General features: G+C 61.0%; 21 protein-coding genes and 1 pseudogene. 15 read left to right on the top strand and 7 right to left on the bottom strand.

Features of this window, described 5'->3' with window-relative positions:
- Positions 1 to 3 precede the first annotated feature (3 nt).
- The 4 genes from CQ13_RS35555 to CQ13_RS35540 all read right to left on the bottom strand — a co-directional run bounded on the left by CQ13_RS35555 (position 4) and on the right by CQ13_RS35540 (position 4,118).
- Positions 4 to 1,008 (bottom strand): alcohol dehydrogenase catalytic domain-containing protein, encoded by a 1,005-nt coding sequence (locus CQ13_RS35555; protein ID WP_057847416.1) that lies wholly within the window; start codon positions 1,006 to 1,008, stop codon positions 4 to 6.
- A 9-nt stretch (positions 1,009 to 1,017) separates the two neighbouring features.
- Entirely contained in the window at positions 1,018 to 1,845 is an 828-nt protein-coding gene (locus tag CQ13_RS35550) for a carbohydrate ABC transporter permease (protein WP_028351095.1), read from the bottom strand.
- A 9-nt stretch (positions 1,846 to 1,854) separates the two neighbouring features.
- On the bottom strand, positions 1,855 to 2,742 hold the full coding sequence (locus tag CQ13_RS35545) for a carbohydrate ABC transporter permease (protein ID WP_057847415.1): 888 nt from the start codon (positions 2,740 to 2,742) through the stop codon (positions 1,855 to 1,857).
- A 74-nt stretch (positions 2,743 to 2,816) separates the two neighbouring features.
- On the bottom strand, positions 2,817 to 4,118 hold the full coding sequence (locus CQ13_RS35540; RefSeq protein WP_057847414.1) for an ABC transporter substrate-binding protein: 1,302 nt from the start codon (positions 4,116 to 4,118) through the stop codon (positions 2,817 to 2,819).
- A gap of 199 nt (positions 4,119 to 4,317) precedes the next feature.
- Between CQ13_RS35540 and CQ13_RS35535 the strand changes: the two genes are divergently transcribed.
- The 6 genes from CQ13_RS35535 to CQ13_RS35515 all read left to right on the top strand — a co-directional run bounded on the left by CQ13_RS35535 (position 4,318) and on the right by CQ13_RS35515 (position 9,040).
- The gene (locus CQ13_RS35535) at positions 4,318 to 5,346 is read left to right on the top strand and encodes a LacI family DNA-binding transcriptional regulator (protein ID WP_057847413.1); all 1,029 of its coding nucleotides are present in this window, start codon (positions 4,318 to 4,320) and stop codon (positions 5,344 to 5,346) included.
- Between the two features lie 27 nt (positions 5,347 to 5,373).
- Positions 5,374 to 6,108 carry an SDR family NAD(P)-dependent oxidoreductase gene (locus CQ13_RS35530; protein WP_057847412.1) on the top strand — a complete coding sequence of 245 codons (735 nt, stop codon included), beginning with the start codon at positions 5,374 to 5,376 and terminating at the stop codon, positions 6,106 to 6,108.
- A 135-nt stretch (positions 6,109 to 6,243) separates the two neighbouring features.
- The gene (locus CQ13_RS35525; RefSeq protein WP_057847411.1) at positions 6,244 to 6,465 is read left to right on the top strand and encodes a hypothetical protein; all 222 of its coding nucleotides are present in this window, start codon (positions 6,244 to 6,246) and stop codon (positions 6,463 to 6,465) included.
- 302 nt (positions 6,466 to 6,767) lie between these two features.
- Positions 6,768 to 7,790 (top strand): YeiH family protein, encoded by a 1,023-nt coding sequence (locus tag CQ13_RS35520; RefSeq protein WP_057847410.1) that lies wholly within the window; start codon positions 6,768 to 6,770, stop codon positions 7,788 to 7,790.
- 64 nt (positions 7,791 to 7,854) lie between these two features.
- Entirely contained in the window at positions 7,855 to 7,971 is a 117-nt protein-coding gene (locus tag CQ13_RS47420) for a tautomerase family protein (RefSeq protein WP_430649733.1), read from the top strand.
- A gap of 268 nt (positions 7,972 to 8,239) precedes the next feature.
- Positions 8,240 to 9,040 carry a methyltransferase domain-containing protein gene (locus CQ13_RS35515; RefSeq protein ID WP_063800227.1) on the top strand — a complete coding sequence of 267 codons (801 nt, stop codon included), beginning with the start codon at positions 8,240 to 8,242 and terminating at the stop codon, positions 9,038 to 9,040.
- An 18-nt stretch (positions 9,041 to 9,058) separates the two neighbouring features.
- Here the strand turns inward: CQ13_RS35515 and CQ13_RS35510 are convergent, their stop codons facing one another.
- On the bottom strand, positions 9,059 to 9,625 hold the full coding sequence (locus CQ13_RS35510) for a hypothetical protein (protein WP_057847408.1): 567 nt from the start codon (positions 9,623 to 9,625) through the stop codon (positions 9,059 to 9,061).
- Positions 9,626 to 9,722: 97 nt separating this feature from the next.
- A complete protein-coding gene (locus CQ13_RS46635) occupies positions 9,723 to 9,857 on the bottom strand; it encodes a hypothetical protein (RefSeq protein ID WP_283807562.1) in 135 nt (44 codons plus the stop codon).
- 138 nt (positions 9,858 to 9,995) lie between these two features.
- Between CQ13_RS46635 and CQ13_RS35505 the strand changes: the two genes are divergently transcribed.
- Both CQ13_RS35505 and CQ13_RS35500 read left to right on the top strand, forming a co-directional pair.
- Positions 9,996 to 12,860 (top strand): penicillin-binding protein 1A, encoded by a 2,865-nt coding sequence (locus CQ13_RS35505; RefSeq protein ID WP_057847407.1) that lies wholly within the window; start codon positions 9,996 to 9,998, stop codon positions 12,858 to 12,860.
- An 8-nt stretch (positions 12,861 to 12,868) separates the two neighbouring features.
- Positions 12,869 to 13,876, top strand: a complete 1,008-nt coding sequence (locus CQ13_RS35500; RefSeq protein ID WP_057847486.1) for a hypothetical protein — start codon at positions 12,869 to 12,871, stop codon at positions 13,874 to 13,876.
- A 61-nt stretch (positions 13,877 to 13,937) separates the two neighbouring features.
- Here the strand turns inward: CQ13_RS35500 and CQ13_RS35495 are convergent, their stop codons facing one another.
- On the bottom strand, positions 13,938 to 14,234 hold the full coding sequence (locus CQ13_RS35495) for a hypothetical protein (protein ID WP_057847406.1): 297 nt from the start codon (positions 14,232 to 14,234) through the stop codon (positions 13,938 to 13,940).
- Between the two features lie 445 nt (positions 14,235 to 14,679).
- Between CQ13_RS35495 and CQ13_RS35490 the strand changes: the two genes are divergently transcribed.
- The 7 genes and pseudogenes from CQ13_RS35490 (at position 14,680) to CQ13_RS43825 (ending at position 18,658) form a co-directional block, all read left to right on the top strand.
- Positions 14,680 to 15,342, top strand: coding sequence for a hypothetical protein (locus tag CQ13_RS35490; protein ID WP_057847485.1), 663 nt, complete (start codon positions 14,680 to 14,682; stop codon positions 15,340 to 15,342).
- Positions 15,339 to 15,605, top strand: a complete 267-nt coding sequence (locus tag CQ13_RS35485) for an HGGxSTG domain-containing protein (RefSeq protein WP_057847405.1) — start codon at positions 15,339 to 15,341, stop codon at positions 15,603 to 15,605. The genes CQ13_RS35490 and CQ13_RS35485 overlap by 4 nt, the downstream gene beginning before the upstream one ends.
- Positions 15,606 to 15,803: 198 nt before the next feature.
- Positions 15,804 to 15,925 (top strand): annotated as a pseudogene (locus CQ13_RS42025) (hypothetical protein).
- A 5-nt stretch (positions 15,926 to 15,930) separates the two neighbouring features.
- Complete coding sequence (locus CQ13_RS35480) at positions 15,931 to 16,281, top strand: type II toxin-antitoxin system PemK/MazF family toxin (RefSeq protein ID WP_057847404.1); 351 nt, start codon at positions 15,931 to 15,933, stop codon at positions 16,279 to 16,281.
- A gap of 763 nt (positions 16,282 to 17,044) precedes the next feature.
- Positions 17,045 to 17,734, top strand: a complete 690-nt coding sequence (locus tag CQ13_RS35470; RefSeq protein ID WP_197427546.1) for a pentapeptide repeat-containing protein — start codon at positions 17,045 to 17,047, stop codon at positions 17,732 to 17,734.
- A 2-nt stretch (positions 17,735 to 17,736) separates the two neighbouring features.
- Positions 17,737 to 18,375, top strand: a complete 639-nt coding sequence (locus CQ13_RS35465; RefSeq protein ID WP_057847403.1) for a nucleotidyltransferase domain-containing protein — start codon at positions 17,737 to 17,739, stop codon at positions 18,373 to 18,375.
- Entirely contained in the window at positions 18,359 to 18,658 is a 300-nt protein-coding gene (locus CQ13_RS43825; RefSeq protein ID WP_156434099.1) for a hypothetical protein, read from the top strand. Before CQ13_RS35465 ends, CQ13_RS43825 begins: the two co-directional genes overlap by 17 nt.
- The last annotated feature ends 86 nt before the right edge of the window (positions 18,659 to 18,744 follow it).

Genomic DNA, 18,744 nt, shown 5'->3' with positions numbered 1-18,744 from the left:
CCGCTAGCCCAGCGCCAGCACGGGCTTGATCAGTTCACCCTGGGCGAATCGCGCAAAATTCTCCGGCAGTGCCGAGAGCCCGAATTCGCCGTCGACCAGGACGCGATATTCCTCCTTGAACTGGCGCAGCAAGGCCAGGTTGGGCTCGAAATCGCTGATCGGGAAGTAGAACGTGCGAATCATGTAGAAGTCCTTGCGCCGGAATACCTTGCCTTCCTCGATCGTCCAGGGCGCGGCGTTCTCACCGACCAGCACCAGTGCTCCGCGCGGCAAGACGAGCTCGATGCCGAGATTACGGGCCGCGTGCGCGCCCGAACATTCCATGATCAGCGCGAAGCGCCTCGACGTATCACCGACCGGGTGCGCCCTTGCGCCGAAGGACTGCGCGATCTTGAGGCGCGCCGCATTGGGATCGGCGACATGAATGTCGCGATAGCCGAGACTGCGGAGCGCCAGTACCACGCCGAGCCCAACAGGCCCGGCGCCCATCACCAGAACCGGCCCCTCCTCTTGCGGCGGCACAATACGGCAGACGAAACGCACGGCATGACCTGACGTGCCGATCACGTCGAGCAAAAGCGGCGCCAGGCTGTCTTCGATGTCGTCAGGTACCGGCAGCAGGCAATTTTCCGGCACCGGCACGTATTCGGCATAACCGCCCGGCCTGTTCCAGCCAATCAGGCTCGATATCTCAAGGCACATCTGCGTATCGCCGCGTTGGCAGGCCGCACAGCGGTCGCAATGCAGCGGGATGTAGACGGCGCAACGTTTGCCGTGCATCGGATGGCCGGGCTGCTCGACCACACCGAAGATCTCATGGCCGGCGGTAAACTCGGCGCCCTTGTGCCAGAGCTTCAGATCGGAGCCGCACAGCGCGGTTCGCGAGACTCGCACCAGCACCTCACCGATCGCCACCTCCGGCATTGCGATGCGCTCGATGGTGATGCGGTCGCCGCCGTGGAACACGGCGGCCTGCATGATCGAATTCGGTAGCGGAACGACGTTCATCCAAAATCCCTAGCCTTTCACCGCGCCAAGCGTCAGTCCGGATACCAGCCAGCGCTGAACCAGCGCGGCCAGAATCAGCGGCGGCAGCGCGATCAGTGTCGCGGCGGCCATCAACGCGCCCCATTGCGTCGATCCCTCACCGATGAAATTGAATGCGGCTGCAATCAGCGTCTTGCTGTCGCCGTTCGAGAGCACCAGCGCAAACAGGAAGTAGTTCCAGGAAAACACGAAGGCCAGGATGGATGCCACCGCGACGCCGGAGGCCACCAGCGGCAGCGCAATCCGCCAGAGAATGCGCGTGACGCTGCAGCCATCGACTTGCGCTGCTTCAAAGACGCTGCGCGGGATGCCGTCGAACGACGGTAACAGCACCCATATGACGATCGGAAGCGTGATGACGGCATGGCTCAGGATGAGCGCGGTGTAGGAACCGATCATGCCGACCTGGCGGAACATCACGTACCACGGCAGCAGGAACAGCGTTCCGGGCGCCATACGTGCCGCCAGCGTCAGTATCGCCGGCCATGAAATGCGCGTCCACGATACGGCAAACGCCGCGGGAATTCCGAACAGCAGGCCGAGGGCGGTTGAGCCGATGGTGACGATCAGGCTGTTGATCGCGTAGCTCAGGAAGGGCGTCGTTTTTGTGAGCTGCGCATAGTTCTCGAGCGTCGGCGCGAATATCAGGGTCGGCGGATAGGCGGTCACCTCGAATGACGGCTTCAGCGAGGACAGCACCATCCAGAGCGTCGGCGTCAGCACGATGATGCCGGCGACCACGAGCTGAAGCAGGTTGAGGCGGCGGATCCAGGCATCGGTGATCGGTGCGTCGGTCATGGCTTCACCTCACCAGGCCACTGCGCCACGCAGGCGGTTGAATGCCAGCACCGCGCCGAACACGATCGCGGTCAACGTCAACATCAGCGCGCTCGCATAGCCAATGTTGAAGAACTCGAAGCCGACCCGGAAGCCGTAGATGTTGAGCGTGTTCGACGCATTGCCGGGGCCACCCTGGGTCGTGATGTAGATGATGTCGAAGAAGCGCAGCAGATCGACGCTGCGCAGGATCGTTGCTGTGACGATCGTCGGCAACAGCAGCGGCAACGTGATGCGCTGGAACGTCTTGAACGCCGAGGCGCCATCGATTTGCGCCGCCTCGTAAACGCTCGGCGGAAGCGACTGCAGACCGCCGAGCACGATCAGCGCGACATAGGGCGTCCATTGCCAGGTGTCGATAAGCGCAACCGTCGGGATCACCCAGACCGGCGATGCCAGCCACTCCGACGGCGGCAACCCTAGGGATTGCAGGATGTAGTTGGCTGCGCCGAGTGACGGATCGAGGATGACCAGCCACATCATGCCGGCGACCACCGGCGGCATCATGAATGGGGAGATGAAGAGCGAGCGTACGATGCCCGGAAGGCGTTTGGCGTGAAAAAGAACCAGCGCCAGCCACACACCGAGCACGAGTTGCAGCACCAGCGAGAGGACATAGAGCGCAATCGTCACCCATAGTCCGTGCCAGAATTCGGCATCGGCGAGCAGCCTTGAATAGTTCGCTAGCCCAACAAACGACTGCTTGCCGGTGGAGGAAAAGCTGTGCAGCCCGAGCCAGACCGTATAGACGACCGGGAATGCAATCATCGCAACGGTGAAGATCACCGCCGGCGCCGAAAGTGCGGCCAGCTCTAACCTCTGCCGATCTTCAGCAAATGTGGCGGCAGCCTTGGACATGCCTGCATTTTTCCCGGATTAAATCTGGAACGGAAAGGCGTCGACCGCAGCAAATGCCGTCGACGCCTCATGCGCTATTTCTGTGCGATCAGGGCATCGAGCCCCTTGTCGGCGTCGGCGCAGGCCTGATCGACGGTCTTTTGCTTGAGGATCAGATCCTGCACGGCCTGACCAATGAATTCGCGCGACTCCGGATTGGCAACAATTGGATAACCGACCTCAGACGAGCCTTTCGCAGCCAGGACATCGAGGGCGGCCTGCCACTGCTTGCGCACCGGCTCTTCCTCAATCCACTTGCGATACGCGGGATCGTTGGCAACTGCAGAGCGCGGCGGCGCAATCCCCTGCAGCGCCATGCGCTTTTGAATCTCCGGGCTCGTTGCCCATTGTACGAAATACCAAGCGGCCTCGGGCTGCTTACTGTGGGCGGAGACGGCCAAACCCCAGCCGATCGCTGTCGGGACCTGGCCCGCATCGCCGGCCGGGAACGGCACAAGCGCAGTGTCCTTCAGCCGCTCGCCGCCATCCATCACGGTGCGCAGTTCGTTCGAGGATTCGAACGACATCGCCGCGCGGCCGCTGCGATAGAGCGCCGAGATCTGCTGGAAGCTGTAATTGACGACGCCGGGCGGTCCGTAATCCCTGAGCAGGCCGCTGTAGGTCTCGAGGGCTTCCTTGCCCTTGGCCGAGCAGAGGTTGGATTTGCCGTTGGCGATGTAGTTGCCGCCGATGTTGTGCAGCATGTTGCTGAAGGTATAGGCGATCGCAGGCTTGAGGCCGCGCGAGACGAATGGCGTGATACTGGCGTCGCACGCCTTCAGCTTCTTCGCCGCCGGCTCGATGTCCTTGATGGTCGCGGGCGGTTCGACGCCGCATTTCTTCAGAATGTCAGTCCGATAATAGAGGATCGGCCCTTCGATATTCATCGGCATGCTGGTGAGTTTGCCGTCGAAGGTCCCCGCCTTCAATAGCGCCTGGCTGAGGCCTGCATAGTCGTAGTCGCCGGCAACCGCGCCCTTGGTCATGGGCGTCAGATCGGCGTACCAGCCGGCAGCAGCAAATTGTGGGCCTTCGCGCGACGGCAAGGACATGAACACGTCGACCTCGTCGCTGCGTGCGTTCATCACGGTCACCAGGCGCTGGCGCATCTGCTGCTCCTGATAGCCGTCGACCTTCAGCGTGATACCAGTGAGCTTCTCGAAGTCGGCCTTGTGCGCCAGCAGCGCCTGCGCCACCGGATTGTTATTGGCGAGGAAAGTAACGGTCTTGCCCTGGAATTTCTTCCAGTCGAAATCAGCGGCGCAGGCCACCGAGGCAGCATTACCGGCCGCGACAAGAGCAAGCGCAAGGCGCGCCGCAAAGGCTTTGGCTTTCATTGGTCTCCTCCCTGATGGGGCTGACGCCCTCGTTTTCCGGCTCAACCGAATTTCTTGAAAACGGTTACATACTAGGCCGATGAAATTGGCTGTCAAGTTTGCGCAAAATACAATTTGTAAGGAAAATACCGATGGACTTCCCATCGGCCATCCGCCATCCTTGCGCTTGTAACGTTACATTCGATCGATCGACGTGGTGATGGAAAGATCCGCAAAGCAGGGAATTCGCGCGGTGGCGGCCGAGGCCGGCGTGTCGACCGCCTCGGTATCCCGCGCCCTCAACAACCCTGACTCGGTAAGCGCGCCGCTGCGGGCGCGGATCGCGCGCGCCGTCGAGACGGTCGGCTATATTCCGCACGCGCCGGCACGTGAGCTGGCGTCACGCCGCTCGCGCACGCTCGGCGCGATCGTCCCGACTATCGACAACACCATGTTCGCGCGCGGCATCGCCTCCCTGCAGAAATATCTCTCTTCCGTCGGCTACATGCTGTTCCTGACTACGAGCGGTTACGACCTCGACGCTGAACTGGAGCAGGCGCGCAACCTCGTCAGCCGCGGCGTCGACGGCCTCGTGCTGCGCGGCGACTGCCATCACGACGGCTTGCGCAAGATGCTTGCCGACTATTCCGTGCCCTTCATCAATGTCGGCATCTATCGTCCCGACCGGCCCTATCCCTGTGTCGGCACCGACAATGAAGCCGCTGCGCACCGTGCAGCCTTGCATGTGATCGAACTCGGCCATCGGCGAATCGGAATCGTCTCCGCACTCCAGCGCAACAACGATCGGGCGAGCGCCCGCGTCGCCGGCTTTCGCCGCGCGATGGCCGAACACGGCATCAAGATGCCCCCGCAATGGCATGTCGAGGTGCCCTATACGCTGGACGATGCGCGCGAAGCCGCCCGCTACCTGCTTGGCCTCAAGGACCGGCCGACGGCGGTGGTCTGCGGCAATGACGTTATCGCCTATGGCGTGCTGCTGGAGGCCGAACGCAGCGGATTTTCGGTGCCCGACGATCTGTCGGTGGTTGGATTCGACGATCTCGACTGGAGCCGGCATTTGCGCCCCAGCCTCACGACCATCCATGTACCGACCGGAGATACCTGGCAGCGCGCCGGCGAGTATCTCGTGCGTCACCTCGCGGGCGAGCAGACCATCATGCATCACGAAGTCGACTATTCGCTGATCGTCCGGGAGTCCACTGCATCGCCGACGCGATCATCCAAATAGCTAGGAACAATCCCAAGGAACAATCCGATGAACGCACCCTTCGCGCTGGCTCCGGGATTCCACGCCGTGGTGATTGGCGGCGCGGGCGACATCGGCGCTGCCATTGCCAATCTGTTCTACGATCTCGGCGCGACGGTAACCGCCACCGGCGTCGACGAGGCCGATATCGCGCGCACCGTGCTACGGCCCCGGCCGGGATTGCAGTTGGCTCCCCTGGATATCACCAATGATGAAGCAGTCGCATCGTTTGCAGGCCGACAGGCACGCGTCGATGCGCTGGTCAACTGCGCCGGCATATTGGCGCGCGACAAGGAATTTGAGATCGAGACCTTTACAAAGGTGCTCGATGTCAACCTCGTCGGCACGTTCCGCACCTGCATGGCCTTTCGGGCCGCGCTTGCCGGCACCAAAGGCTCGATCGTGAACATTGCATCGATGAACGCAACGCTCGCGCTGCCGCGCATTCCCGCCTACTGCGCCAGCAAGGGCGGCGTCGTCATGCTGACCAAGGCGCTGGCACTGGCCTGGGCGGAAGAAGGCATCCGCGTCAACGCGGTCGCGCCGGGCTACATCGAGACGGCGATCAATGCAGCAGGACGATCCGATCGCGCGCACTACCAGCGCATTGCCGATCGTACGGCGTTCAAAAGGTGGGGACAGCCGGAGGACATCGCCGGCGCGGTTGCATTTCTCTGCATGCCGGCGTCGCAATATGCGACCGGCACGGTTGTCGCCGTTGATGGCGGATTTCTCGCGGGCTGAGGGCGGTAGAAGAAAACCCTAACCCGGGGCTGCAGCGGAAAACGAGCTTCCACGCCGCTGCCACAAAAGGCATTCCTCTACCCTTGCTTCCGCGCAGCTATTGGCGACATTAGCTTCAGCGAAACGGAAGCTACCATGAGCCAGCCCGCATTCGATCCCTTTGGAGAGCCGGTCCCGGCGGTCGATCCTTTGACTGCGCCCGTCGGCGCGTCCAAATGGCTGAAGTCGGCCGGCATCGGCCTGTTTTGGGGGCTTGTCGGCGTCATCGTGCTGGCGCGCGCGGTCTATTTCGAACCGGGCGATCTCAGCTTCGAGCGCGCCGTCGCGTGGGCGCAGGGCTTGCTCGCCTCGCTTTAATATCTTGCCGGCATGTGCTGTACGGGTTGGGTTGCCCCGACGTCTCAATCCAATTATCTGTTCGAGCGCGACCGCGGCAGGATTACCTTGAACTGCGAGTTGATCTGATCGTCGTTGGTCGCCACCGGAACGATGGCCATGCCGACGCCTGCAAATGCAGGTTGAGGATATAACTTCTCTGTATGGGCACAATCCGAAAATGTACTAGCGAGCCCGCGCAGTCCGGCGCATAAATTATTCTCCAAGGAGGATACGTGCCGCCACCCCAAAGCAGTTCTGACGACGCAAAGCCACGACCCGGCATGCTCGGCCGCGGCACGGCCCTCATTCCAGGGGTCGCGCTTTGCGGCATCATCACCGCCGTTTCGCTGGGCGCGCAACGCCTCGAAGAGCACGTCTTCGTCCATCCTTACGTCGAGGCACTGGTCATCGCGATCCTGCTCGGAATGGCGATTCGCACCGTCTGGCAACCATCCCAACGCTGGCGTTCCGGCATAGCCTTCAGCGCCAAGCAACTGCTCGAGGTCGCGGTCATGCTGCTCGGTGCGTCCGTCAGCTTTGGCGCGATCGCGGCCTCCGGCTATCTCTTGATCGGCGCAATCGTCGCCACCGTCGCGGTGATGCTCGCGGTGAGCTTCGGCCTCAGCCGCATGCTCGGGCTTCCTACGAAAATGTCGATCCTGATCGCCTGCGGCAATTCGATCTGCGGCAACTCGGCAATCGCCGCCGTCGCGCCGGTGATCGGAGCCAATAGCGACGATGTCGCCTCGTCGATCTCCTTCACCGCCATTCTCGGCGTGTTGATGGTGCTGGGCTTGCCGCTCCTGATCCCGTTGCTGGGCCTTTCGGCGACACAATACGGCATCCTGGCGGGCCTCACCGTCTATGCCGTTCCGCAGGTTTTGGCGGCGACCGTGCCCGCGGGCATCATCAGCACGCAAATTGGCACGCTGGTCAAGCTTGTGCGCGTGCTGATGCTGGGGCCGATCGTGGTTGCCCTCTCGCTGGTTGCGGCGCGCCGCCGCAAGCTCCACGCCGATCAAACGAAGGTCGCAGCCGTCAGCCCATTCAAGCTGGTGCCCTGGTTTATCATCGGCTTTCTGGTACTCGCGGCAATGCGCTCGCTCCAGCTCGTGCCGGATCTTGTGGTCGCACCGGTGACGAAGACGGCGGCTGTCCTGACCGTCCTCTCGATGGCTGCGCTTGGCCTTGGCGTTGACGTGCGCGTGCTCTCGACCGTGGGCGGAAGGGTCACCGCCGCCGTCACGCTGTCGCTGCTCCTCCTGCTGGGCATGAGCATCGGGCTCGTCCACCTATTCCCGTGACCATGTGGCGCGAAGCCCCATCGAGATGCGCGACAGCCTGTCCAGCCGCCGTGGAGGGCGAGACATGCGTGGCGTCACATGGGTCAAGATCGACGAGGTTGCCAGCGGCGACTGGGCGATCGGCGGAGAGAGGTTGACGTCCGAAAAGTTGAAAGCGATCGCTGCCGGACGCGCGGCTTAGCCGACTGCCACGGTGCCCTTACAGGGAAAGCCGGCGACCGGGAGCGGAACCCTCCGAGGCTCGATCACGCCATCGTGCTTGCCGATCCCTTCGACTTCCGCGAGGATGTCGAACAACTTCCGCGAGGATGTCGAACAACTTCCGCGAGGATGTCGAAGCTTGGTCGCAAGCGAACCCGATACCGGGTTGTAAAAGGCTCCCGGATCAAGGCATCAGCTTGCCCGACCATGAAGCGTTTCACCAGTTTGCTTTTGCGCGAGGTGACACGATGACCTCACCTGTTTCGCAAACCTTGATCGACGCAGCGAGGGCCTACGAGGCACTGTTCGTTCCGGCACTCTTTCAGCAATGGGCGCCGATGGTGGCAGATGCTGCCAGGATTGAGAGCGGCGATCGCGTTCTGGACATTGCCTGCGGCACCGGAGTTCTGGCGCGCGAGGCGGCAAGGCGGACCGAAAGCTCAGGTCGTGTCGCCGGACTCGATCCCAACGCAGGAATGCTGGCCGTGGCGCGAGGCCTCGCGCCCGGCATCGACTGGCGCGATGGAGCGGCCGAGGCGCTGCCGTTTCCTGACCGTTCGTTTGATGTCGTTGTGTGCCAATTCGGCCTGATGTTTTTTTCGGATCGCGACAAAGCGGTCCGGGAGATGCTGCGCGTGATGGTGCCTGGCGGCAGGTGCGCGGTCGCAGTTTGGGATGTCATCGAGCACGCCCCCGCATTCGCTGCCCTCGTGGACCTGCTGGATCACGTCGCCGGAAAGCCCGCCGGTGACGCGCTTCGCGCACCGTTTGTGCTGGGTGACAGGCAGGGGCTCGCCGTGTTGTTCAAGAGCGCCGGAGCCGGCGTGGTAGATCTCACGACCTGTAACGGCACAGCACGCTTCCCCAACATACGCGAATTCGTAGAGGCGGAGCTCAGGGGGTGGCTGCCCGTCATGGGAATTGTGCTGCCAGAGCCGCAGATCGATCGCATCCTGGCAGAGGCGGAAACAGTCTTCGCTCGCTATCTCACGGCCGATGGGCTTACTTTCGGAATATCGGCGCATCTCGCGACCTGCAGACGACCTTAGCGGCGGAGGATCACGACTTCACTCATCCAATTTCTTGCTTACTTCAGGATCGAGCTTGCTTCGGTCGACAGACTGATAGAACGTGATGGGTCTGCATTTTCCGTTGAAATCCGCGAGGACAATGGCCGTCCACGGGCTCGTGTTCTCGCCCGAACCGTCGCGGAGGTCCGGCATGACCTTGCGAGCAGCGATCACATACCACGCGCGGCCAGCCGCTGCGGCCTTCGCAGCCGCCGCGAACTCATCCAATATTCCGCGCAGATTTTTGCGCATTTCCTCTTCACTGTCGCCGCGCAGATATTTTCGAGACGACTTACCCGCCTCGCCGTACTCATGATGAATGTTCAACTGCAGTCGGGCATCATCCACTTCGATCTTGGTGACCCGTAGCACGGCTCCGCCTTCGCGAAGATAGTCTCGCACCCGAACGTCGCAAGCCAAAAATCTGTCCGTGGGCGGCTGAGCGACGCTAGCTGCAGGTGGGACGGCGGCCTTCTTTTTTCGAGGAGCAGCATCCGCAGGCATCGTGGCGATCGTGGCGCTGAGCAGCGCCGCGGCAAGCACGACCGGGAAAAGGGCAATCATGAGTGCACTGCCAATGCTGTGCTTCTAAAACGCATTGGGCACAGCGTTGGTTCCGCATGGCCGGAGAAGCGGCGGGCGCGCCATCGCACGGCTGCGCTCAGCCGTAGATGATCTCTTCGTTGGCGAAGCCGTCGGCGGCAAGGGTTTGGCCCGACCGGATGCTGTCGAGGTAGCTCGAAGGTCTAATCCCGACATTCGCATCGCCATGCACCGGCGTACCAGAGAGCCCCATTGTCTTCCCGCTGAATGACCGGCATCTCACCGCGGCCAAAGCGAGCTAGCGGGAACTTTTTCCTCAAAACAGCCTTGTTTAATACCGTCCTACAAAGAAGGACCTTACGGAGGCGGTGCTTTCGATCGTCGGCAGGTCATGGACTCGATTCTTATCAAGATCTTCGCCACGGCGCTTGCCTTCAGCCAGGTCACTACCCGGCCGGATGGGGTCAAGACGGAGTTCGATGCGGTGCGCGACCGCTCCGAGGTGGCGCAGCTTTTGAGTGCCGGCTGCGCTCACATGCGCAAGGCTTTCGACATCGAAGACATCAACCTGGACGATCTGATTGCCACCGCCATGGATGACAAGGAAGCGTTGAGCGGCGAGATCAAGGCGCTCAAAGGACTGAATCTGGCCGACCTCCACGTGGCCTACCGGGAGTTCTGCAAAGTCGAAAAAGTGGAGGGATCTCCGGTCGATCTCGGTCAGGTCATCGCTTTCTACAACAGCGCGGCCAGGGATCTGCCCGACGCCGAGCAGCTTAAACAGCTCAGGCTTCCCGGCACGAGCGTAATTCTCGATAACAAGAGCGAGCGCGTTGCCGAGATTTACGCGCCGAACAATCGCCGCATCTGGGTCAAGCTTGCGGATATCCCGGAAGCGGTGCGCAACGCATTCATCGCCGCCGAGGACAAGCGCTTCTTCCAACACAGCGGCCTTGACGAGCGCGGACTGGTCCGCGCCTTCATCAGCAACTTCACGAAGCCGGGTCGGCCGCAGGGTGGCTCGACCATTACGCAGCAGGTCGCCAAGAACCTGCTGGTGGGCAACGACGTCACTTACGAAAGAAAATTGCGTGAGATGATCGTTGCGTCGCGGATGGAGCGGGCCCTGACCAAGGAGGAGATCCTCGAGCTCTATCTCAACTCGATTTATCTCGGTCGCGGAGCGTGGGGTATCGAGATGGCGGCGCGCAGCTATTTCGGCAAACCGGCCAAGGCGCTCTCCGCGGTCGAGGGCGCGCTACTCGCCGGGCTCGCCAAGGGACCGAACTACTTCAATCCCGACCACCACCCTGAGCGCGCGCGCGAGCGCCTTGCCTACGTGCTGGGCCGCATGCAGGACGACGCCATGATCGACGCCGCCGCGGCGCAAGCAGTACTACCGCAGCTCGTCGAGTACCGGCCGACGCGGCGGGACTTCGGCTTTCACTTCGTCGATCACATAGCCCGCGAGGCAAAGGCGGTCGCAGGCCTCGATAATCTCACCAATTCCTCCTACACGGTGCGCTCGACCGTCAACTCAGCCTTGCAGCGCGTAGTCGAAGCGACATTGCAGGAGGGGCTGGCGCGATACGAGCTGAACACCGGTCGTTACAAATTTGAGGGACCCGAGGCGAACATTTCCGATGCTGTCCGTCTGAGGGCGGCTGACCTGAGGAGCACGGAGCCAGCTTGGCTGGTGGCGCTGAAGAACACGCGGCTGCCTCTCTATGACGTTCACTGGCAATCGGCGGTCGTCCTGGAAAATACACGTGGCAAGCGCAGCCATGCGATCAACGTCGGTCTGACCGACGGAAGCATCCTGCCGCTGAACACCTGGAGCGCCGCGATCGGGCGCGGTCTCAAGCCGTACGATGTGGTCTATGTGCATGTGCGCGAAGCCAAGGGTAAGCAAGCGGCGCGTGCCGATCTGCGGATTCGACCGACCGTGCAGGGAGCGGCGCTCGTACTCGGGAACGAAACCGGCCGCATTCTCGCGATGGCGGGCGGCTTTTCGTATCCGGCAAGCCAGCTCAACCGCGTCGTCCAGAGCCTGCGGCAACCCGGCTCGACCCTGAAGCCGCTGACCTACCTCGCCGCCCTTCGGAAGGGATTGCAGCCCAACACGCTGGTGATGGACGAACCCATTACGTTGGCACCGATCGGCGCGACGGGCTACGCGCGCCAGCGCGGTTTCTGGTCGCCGAAGAACTACGACGGCGGCGCTTCGGGCGCCATTACACTGCGGCGAGCGCTGGAAAACTCCCGGAATCTCGCCACCGCACAACTGCTCGCGACCGGCCTCGACGACAGCGCCGAGCGAGGCCTCGACCGAGTCTGCGAGCTCGCGATGGAAGCGCAGCTCTACAAGGACTGCATGCGCTACTATCCGTTCGTGCTCGGTGCCCAAACTGTGCGGCTCATCGACCTTGCGGCGTTCTATGCGGCGATCGCCAACGAAGGCGCACGGCCCAAGCCCCATGCGATCGAAACGATCGAACAGGACGGCCGGCCAATCTACCGGCACGATCCGCATGCGGTGGACTGGATCGGCTCCGCCGACCGCGCATCGTTTTACCAGTTGAAATCAATGCTGCAGGGCGTGCTCGCGCGCGGAACCGCGCGCGCGGTGAAGCATCTCTCGCCCTATGTCGGCGGCAAGACTGGTACCACTGATAATTCGGCCGATGCCTGGTTCGTCGGTTTCACAAATGACGTCACCGTCGCCATCTGGGTCGGCTACGACAACAGCGACGGCGAGCGCCGCACCCTAGGGCGCGGCCAGACCGGGGGGAAAGTGGCGCTGCCGATGTTCGAGCCGATCATGCAGGCAGCCTGGGAGCTGCACGCTCCCAAAACGGCGTTGAACGGCCCTTCACGCGAAGCCATGCGCCAGCTCGCTACTCTGTCGATCGATCCTTATACCGGCGATCCTGTACCGGCCGGCTCCGGGCGCGCTTTCACCGAGTACTTCAAGAGGGATCCGGCGGGCAGAATCGACGATTCGCAATTTCGCATTGTCTCGCGTGCAGAGAGCTACGCCTATCGCGGCGGTTCTGACGAAGACGACGGGCCATTCCAGCAGTGGTCCGACGGCAATCGCCTTTACGGCGATAACCGGCTGCCCTTTCCATTCCCAACCTGGCGTCTTGGTCCGCGCGGATATCCCTCCTGGCGCGAATATCCCGATGACGAGGACCGCCTCCCGCGACCGCCGCTCCGAGTCGATTCCGATTATTTCTGGCGGCGGCTGAATTGAGCATTGACATGAGCCTCCACCGTGCCGCTGTCCTCATCGCCGCCTGCGTGGCCACTTGCACGAGCGCGGCCGCGCAGGAATTCCAGGTGGAGGACGTGCCCGCAGCCGCCAGCGTTCCGATCGCACAGATCAAGCCGCGCACGGTCATCTTCGCCGACCAACGCAACGACAAGCTCGCCGATTCCTCGACCGGGCTCATTCCTTTCGACGATTGGGCCCGCTCACGCCCGGTTCAGCGGCGCTTCCTCTCGCTCTTCCCGAGCTTCGTTGAGCCCACGCTCAAGCAACAAACGAAGCTGAAGCTCTCGGTCTACCAGGCGGAGGCGCGGTTTCGACTTCCAAAACCGGCAGCGGCATTGGATCTGTCGCGGTATGCGAATGTCGCGTTCCTCGAGCAGATCGATCCGGCAGTCAAGCACCGGCCGATCACGGCGAGCGATGCTGTTCCCAACAAGGACGCGGGTGCCGCGCACAACCGTCCGCCGAATCGCCGCTGGTGCGAGGACGCCAACGCAATCTGCGTGCAGTCCCGGTACATGTTCGAAGGCAAAATTCCGGCAGGGATTCAGCTTGCCAACAAGCTGCGCGAGGAGAGCAAAAAGCCGATTCCGGATTTCATCGAGTTCCAGAGTGAGATCATGCTGGTCGCGCAGCCGCACCTTGCCGAGTTGCCGAGCCTGACCGGGCTCGACTCCACAGTCGCCAGCGGGCTCGAGCAGAACATCTTTTGGGTCAACCAGGTCATCCAGTTCGGCAAGCTGCTTGCGGTTCTGCAACAGCATCCGACCGAGCGGGAAGCCGCCATCGCGACGGTCTACATCGTGATTGCGGTCAGGAACGACGTACTGAACAAGCAAAAGGAATACAGCAATACACCCATGCTGCGAAACCTCGTGCCGGCGCAACTGCTCATGGGCAACAGCTCCTTCAACAGCGGCGATTCGTTGAGCGCCGGCCTGCCGAAATACGCCAGAAGCCGCATCAAGGCGATCGCCGAGATCATGGAGCGGGAATGAGCCGATCGTGTGCGCGAGCTAGACTAGCGCCTCATTCATATCTTGCGCGATCAAACGTGCCTCAGGCTTGTTCTTGCAATATCGCGGCACCGAGTTCGTCGAAACGAAACAGTTGATAGATCCGCTGGCCATTGAAATCGAGTATCCTCAGATCGTCTGTTTCGTGCAAATCGCTCTCGACCGCGTGGAAATGTCCGCCATAGCGCGCCTTCGCGAGATCAAGCGGCACGTCGAAGGCGACAAACTTGCCGATACCCTTGGCCTTGAGCCTGCTCAGGAACTTCGGATCGCGCAGCGTTTCGTGGGACGTGAGGACCAGCAATGGACCACCGGCCGTAAGCAGCAGAAAGGACCTCATCGATCAACTCCCTGGTCGTTGGTTTCACCAGCATCGCTGGTCCCCGCGAACAATGTCGCGGTTACCGCCGGGCTGGTGCTTGTCGATAGATACATAGGATCGAGAATGACGACTGAGAATAGGAGCGCGCAGGACGGGTTGAACTTTTGCGAAATCCATCACCCGTCGGCGCGCTCCCAAAATATCGACAACAACCCCATGCAAAGTAGCAGGCGGCCGCCGGCATTCGACAAAGCAACTTGACGCGTCGGGCAAATCAGGGGCATCCTTGCAGTATTCCGAAATCTTGTATGCGCCCGTCGCCCCGCAATAGCGGGCGCGTCCGTTGCGATTGCAGCCCAAAAGTCCTCACCCACAATTGAAGCACCGGACCGCCGCGGCGAGCGATCGCCTGCGCGTGGCCGAACCGCGCGCGCGGCAAGCGCGCGCGCCAGGGAATCTCGACATGAACACCGCTCCGGACCTCGCTGTGCCAGCAGCGATCGCCACAACAGACCAGACCAAAGCTGCCGCAGCGCCGCGGATAAAGCTTCTGTCGCACGGATTCTCCATCGACCATCCAGATCAAGAGCTCGGCGAACAGCTCATGGCGAACGCGCTGGGGGCAGCCGACCGCGAATCGATGGATGGCATCCTCCGGCAATTGGTCAGGGCCAGCGTGAGCGGCGGGATTCCCGACGAGGTCAACGTCTCTTTCATGATTTCGATGGTGAAGAGCATCAAGCCGAGGGATTCTGTCGAGGCCATGCTGGTGGCGCAGATGGTTTCTGTTCATGTGATGGCGATGCGATGTGCCCATCACCTCGCGAATGCGGAAGACCTCGCCCGGCACGACAGCGCCGCGCGCGCATTGGGCAGGCTCACCCGTACGTTTCCTGCCCAGATCGAGGCGCTCAACCGCTACCGCAGCCATGGCGAGCCCGCCATCACCGTGCAGAACGTGTCGGTCGGGGATGGCGGCAAGGCCATTGTCGGCAACGTCACGCAGCATGCGAGTGTCATCGTATCGGACAAAAGCCCGGCCTCCGCGTCGCGGAAGGCCCCGAAGGCCGCAGGCTCCAGGCGAGGGCCCGCTTCCGCTGACGCCAAGCGGGAAGCACAGGCATGAGCGATCACATCAGAAAGGCCGGCCCGATGCTGGCGAGCCCACGTTGTGGCGCCAAAACCCGTTCCGGCGGCGCGTGCCGCTCACCGGCCGTGCACGGCAGGAAGCGCTGCCGCATGCACGGCGGCGCACAGGGATCCGGCGCGCCAAAGGCAAACCAGAACGCGCGCAAGCACGGCCTGTTCACCAGGGATGCGATCGCCGAGCGAAGGCAGATACGGGCGCTGTTGGGTGACGCGCGGAAGCTGCTGGAGGAGATGAAGTGATTGGGGTTCGCAAAAGATGGCTTCGCAGATTCCGCGCAATCACGTATGGGTTACATGTAACCATTCAGGGAATTTGTCATGGCGTCGGCATCGAAGCCAAGGTCTTCCCGGGCGAGCCTTCCCGCGTGAAGGTACGGGCATCGTGAAAGGCTGCGCAGGCAAGGACTGCGCCCGATCCAGATTTGGGTCCCGACGTACGTGCGCCGGCGTTCCGGTCGGCTGCGCATCGTCAGTCGCTTGCCGTTGCCGCCAGTTCTCATGGCCGCGACGATCAGGCGTTTATCGATTCCGTCTCTGCATTCAACGATGACGTGGATTGAGATGAATGAAGCGCGGCGACATCTGGACCGTCGCCGGCGGCAAGGGGTATGCAGGCGAGGCGAGGCTCGTCGTCATCGTTCAGGACGACAGTTTCGACGCAACCGCTTCCATCACGATCTGCGCGTTCACGACGGACGAGACCGATGCACCACTGTTCCGGCTCCCTGTCGTACCGAATGAGCGCAACGGATTACGCGCGCCTTGCCGTCTCATGGTGGACAAGATAACCACCGTTCCGAAATCCAGGATCGGGACGCGCGTCGGGCGCCTGGACGATGAGGATGTCTTGCGCCTCAATCAGGCATTGCTCGTGTTCCTTGGAATGGCAACATCTCCAAGAAGCAAACAGCGGTGAGCTAGGCCGCCGTCATACACCTCGCGAATGCGGACGATCTCGCCCAGCACGACAGGGCCGCCCGCGCATTGGACAGGCTCGCCCGCGCGTTTCGTGCGCAGATCGAGGCGCTCAACCGCTACCGGAGCCATGGCGAGCCCGCCATCACCGTGCAGAACGTGTCGGGGATGGCGGCAAGGCCATTGTCGGCAACGATCACGCGCGCATGCTGCGTGACGTTGCCGACAAGAGCCCGGCATCCGCGGGGGCGCCGAAGACGTCGGGCTGCAGACGACGGCGCGATTCCGCTGCCGCCAAGCGGGAAGCGCAGGCATGAGCGATCACATCAGAAATACCGGCCCGATGCTGGCGAGCCCGCGTTGTGGCGCCAAAACCCGTTGCGGCGGCGCGTGCCGCTCGCCGGCGGTGCACAGGGATCCGGCGAGCCAAAGGCAAACCAGAACGCGCGCACGCACGGCCTGTTCACCAGAGATGCGATCGCCGAGCGAAGGCGGATACGGGCGTTGTTGGGTGAAGCGCGGAAGTTTCTGCGATGGATGAAATGATGTGCAATCGTAGTGCGAACACGCAAAGAAAGAGCTTGGGAAGCGGCGAGCATACGCCTAAACTGCAACTACTGCGCTTAACCGATTATGTTTGCCGGAACTCCCATGGAAGAAATGCTGACTGAAAGCGGGAAGACCATTTCCGTGGACAAGAAATTTAACGCCGATGTCAACGAAGGAAAGTATACCAATTATCTGTTCACCAGACTCGTTCAAAGGTGAACTTTAGATATTCGTTCTTCGAGCATAGTTATCTGAGAGACTGTCACTTTGACTCTTGCGATTTTACCGGCTGCCGATTCACAAACACAAATCTTGCCGGAAGCAAATTCTCCGGGTGCAAATTCGACTACGTCTATTTCGAGAAAACGCAGGTCGAACCGGCAATTCTGGATACTGAATGCCCGGGCTTTGAAAACCTAAAACTCCGGTTCGCGCGAACACTACGCACTAACTTTCAACAACTCGGCGATGCGGCTTCTGCCAACAAAGCAATGAACGTGGAACTGGATGCGACCGCAACCCATTTGTGGAAAGCCGCATGGTCAAACGAAGCTTATTACCGAAAACACTATGCTGGATGGGCGAGACTGACGATCATTTTAGAGTGGCTGCTCTTCAGAGTCTTAGACTTTATCTGGGGCAACGGCGAAAACGTATGGCGCCTCTTTCGATTTGTTGCAATCGTTTTGGCCGCGATGGCCACCTACGACACCATCTATCACAGCGGCGACCCAGGAAGGATCGGAAGTTACTGGACCAGCACAGTTAAATCATTCGCGATTTTCTTTGGGACTTGGGCGCCAGAAGATTATCCGCACTTCTACTTAGCCTTTGTCACCGTCGTACGCCTTGTCCTCGTTGGATTTTTTCTGTCTATCATCATCAAACGCTTCAACCGGCGCTGACGATGCATATTTACGCTTTCGGCTCGGTGTGTCGTGGCGACGTATCGCGCACGTCGGACATCGACCTTCTTGCGATCGTCGATCAATACGACGAACGGCTCAATCCGAATGACTACTCGATTTACTCGTATCGCCGCATTCGAGAAATATGGCGCGAAGGCGATCCTTTCGCTTGGCATCTCGCTTCTGAGTCGAAGCTGTTATTCACATCTGATCAATCCGACTTCTCGAAATCGCTTGCAGCGCCGGCGCCGTACCAAAGGGTCGTACAGGATTGTCAGAAATTTTTAGCTCTGTTCATGGAGGCTCGACAATCTGCCGAGACGACCACAACGACAACGACCTTTGATCTTTCGATGATCTTCCTAGCAATTCGAAATTTCGCAACTTGCTTCTCTTTGGGCCTACTTGATCAAGCTGACTTCTCACGTAGGTCGGCCATTAAGATAGGTAACCATAGCCTCTCGATACCGCAGACCGCGTTCGAAATACTTGAACGATCACGAATCCTTTGCACGCGGGCAATCGGCCCGCAGATCAACAAATCAGAAGCAGACGCGGCGATGAAGGAGCTTCCACGCATTCAAGCCTGGATGGAGCGCCTTCTGGAGGAAGTTAAGAGCCATGACCAGCGAATTTAACGATCGAATAGCGGCGCAGCGTGCAATCCTGCGCGCTATAAACTATGTAGATTGGAAAGCTGAACCTCTCTTGGGTTTGTCGCGCAAAGCTATCGATCGCTGGATTACATCGAACGGAATCGAGGCAGATTCCGATCTCGCCAAACTCGTTGAGTCCGCATCATCGAAGCTCTTTTTCCTAGCAAATAAAAGCCAAGATCAGATTTCGGAGGAGTATCAATTAGTCCGAACAGAAATAGCCGCAACCAGAGACGCCATCGTTCGACTATTGTTTCCTAAATAGGGAGCCTGGAGCAATACGAGGCATCCAAAAACATCTCAGCCGTCGGGATGAGAGATCCCTTCGGTTTGGCGCTCCCTAGGGACCGG

Source organism: Bradyrhizobium retamae (assembly GCF_001440415.1).
Classification (GTDB): domain Bacteria; phylum Pseudomonadota; class Alphaproteobacteria; order Rhizobiales; family Xanthobacteraceae; genus Bradyrhizobium; species Bradyrhizobium retamae.
The sequence above is the reverse complement of the archived record's forward strand: the minus strand, read 5'-3'. Positions and strand labels throughout refer to the sequence as shown.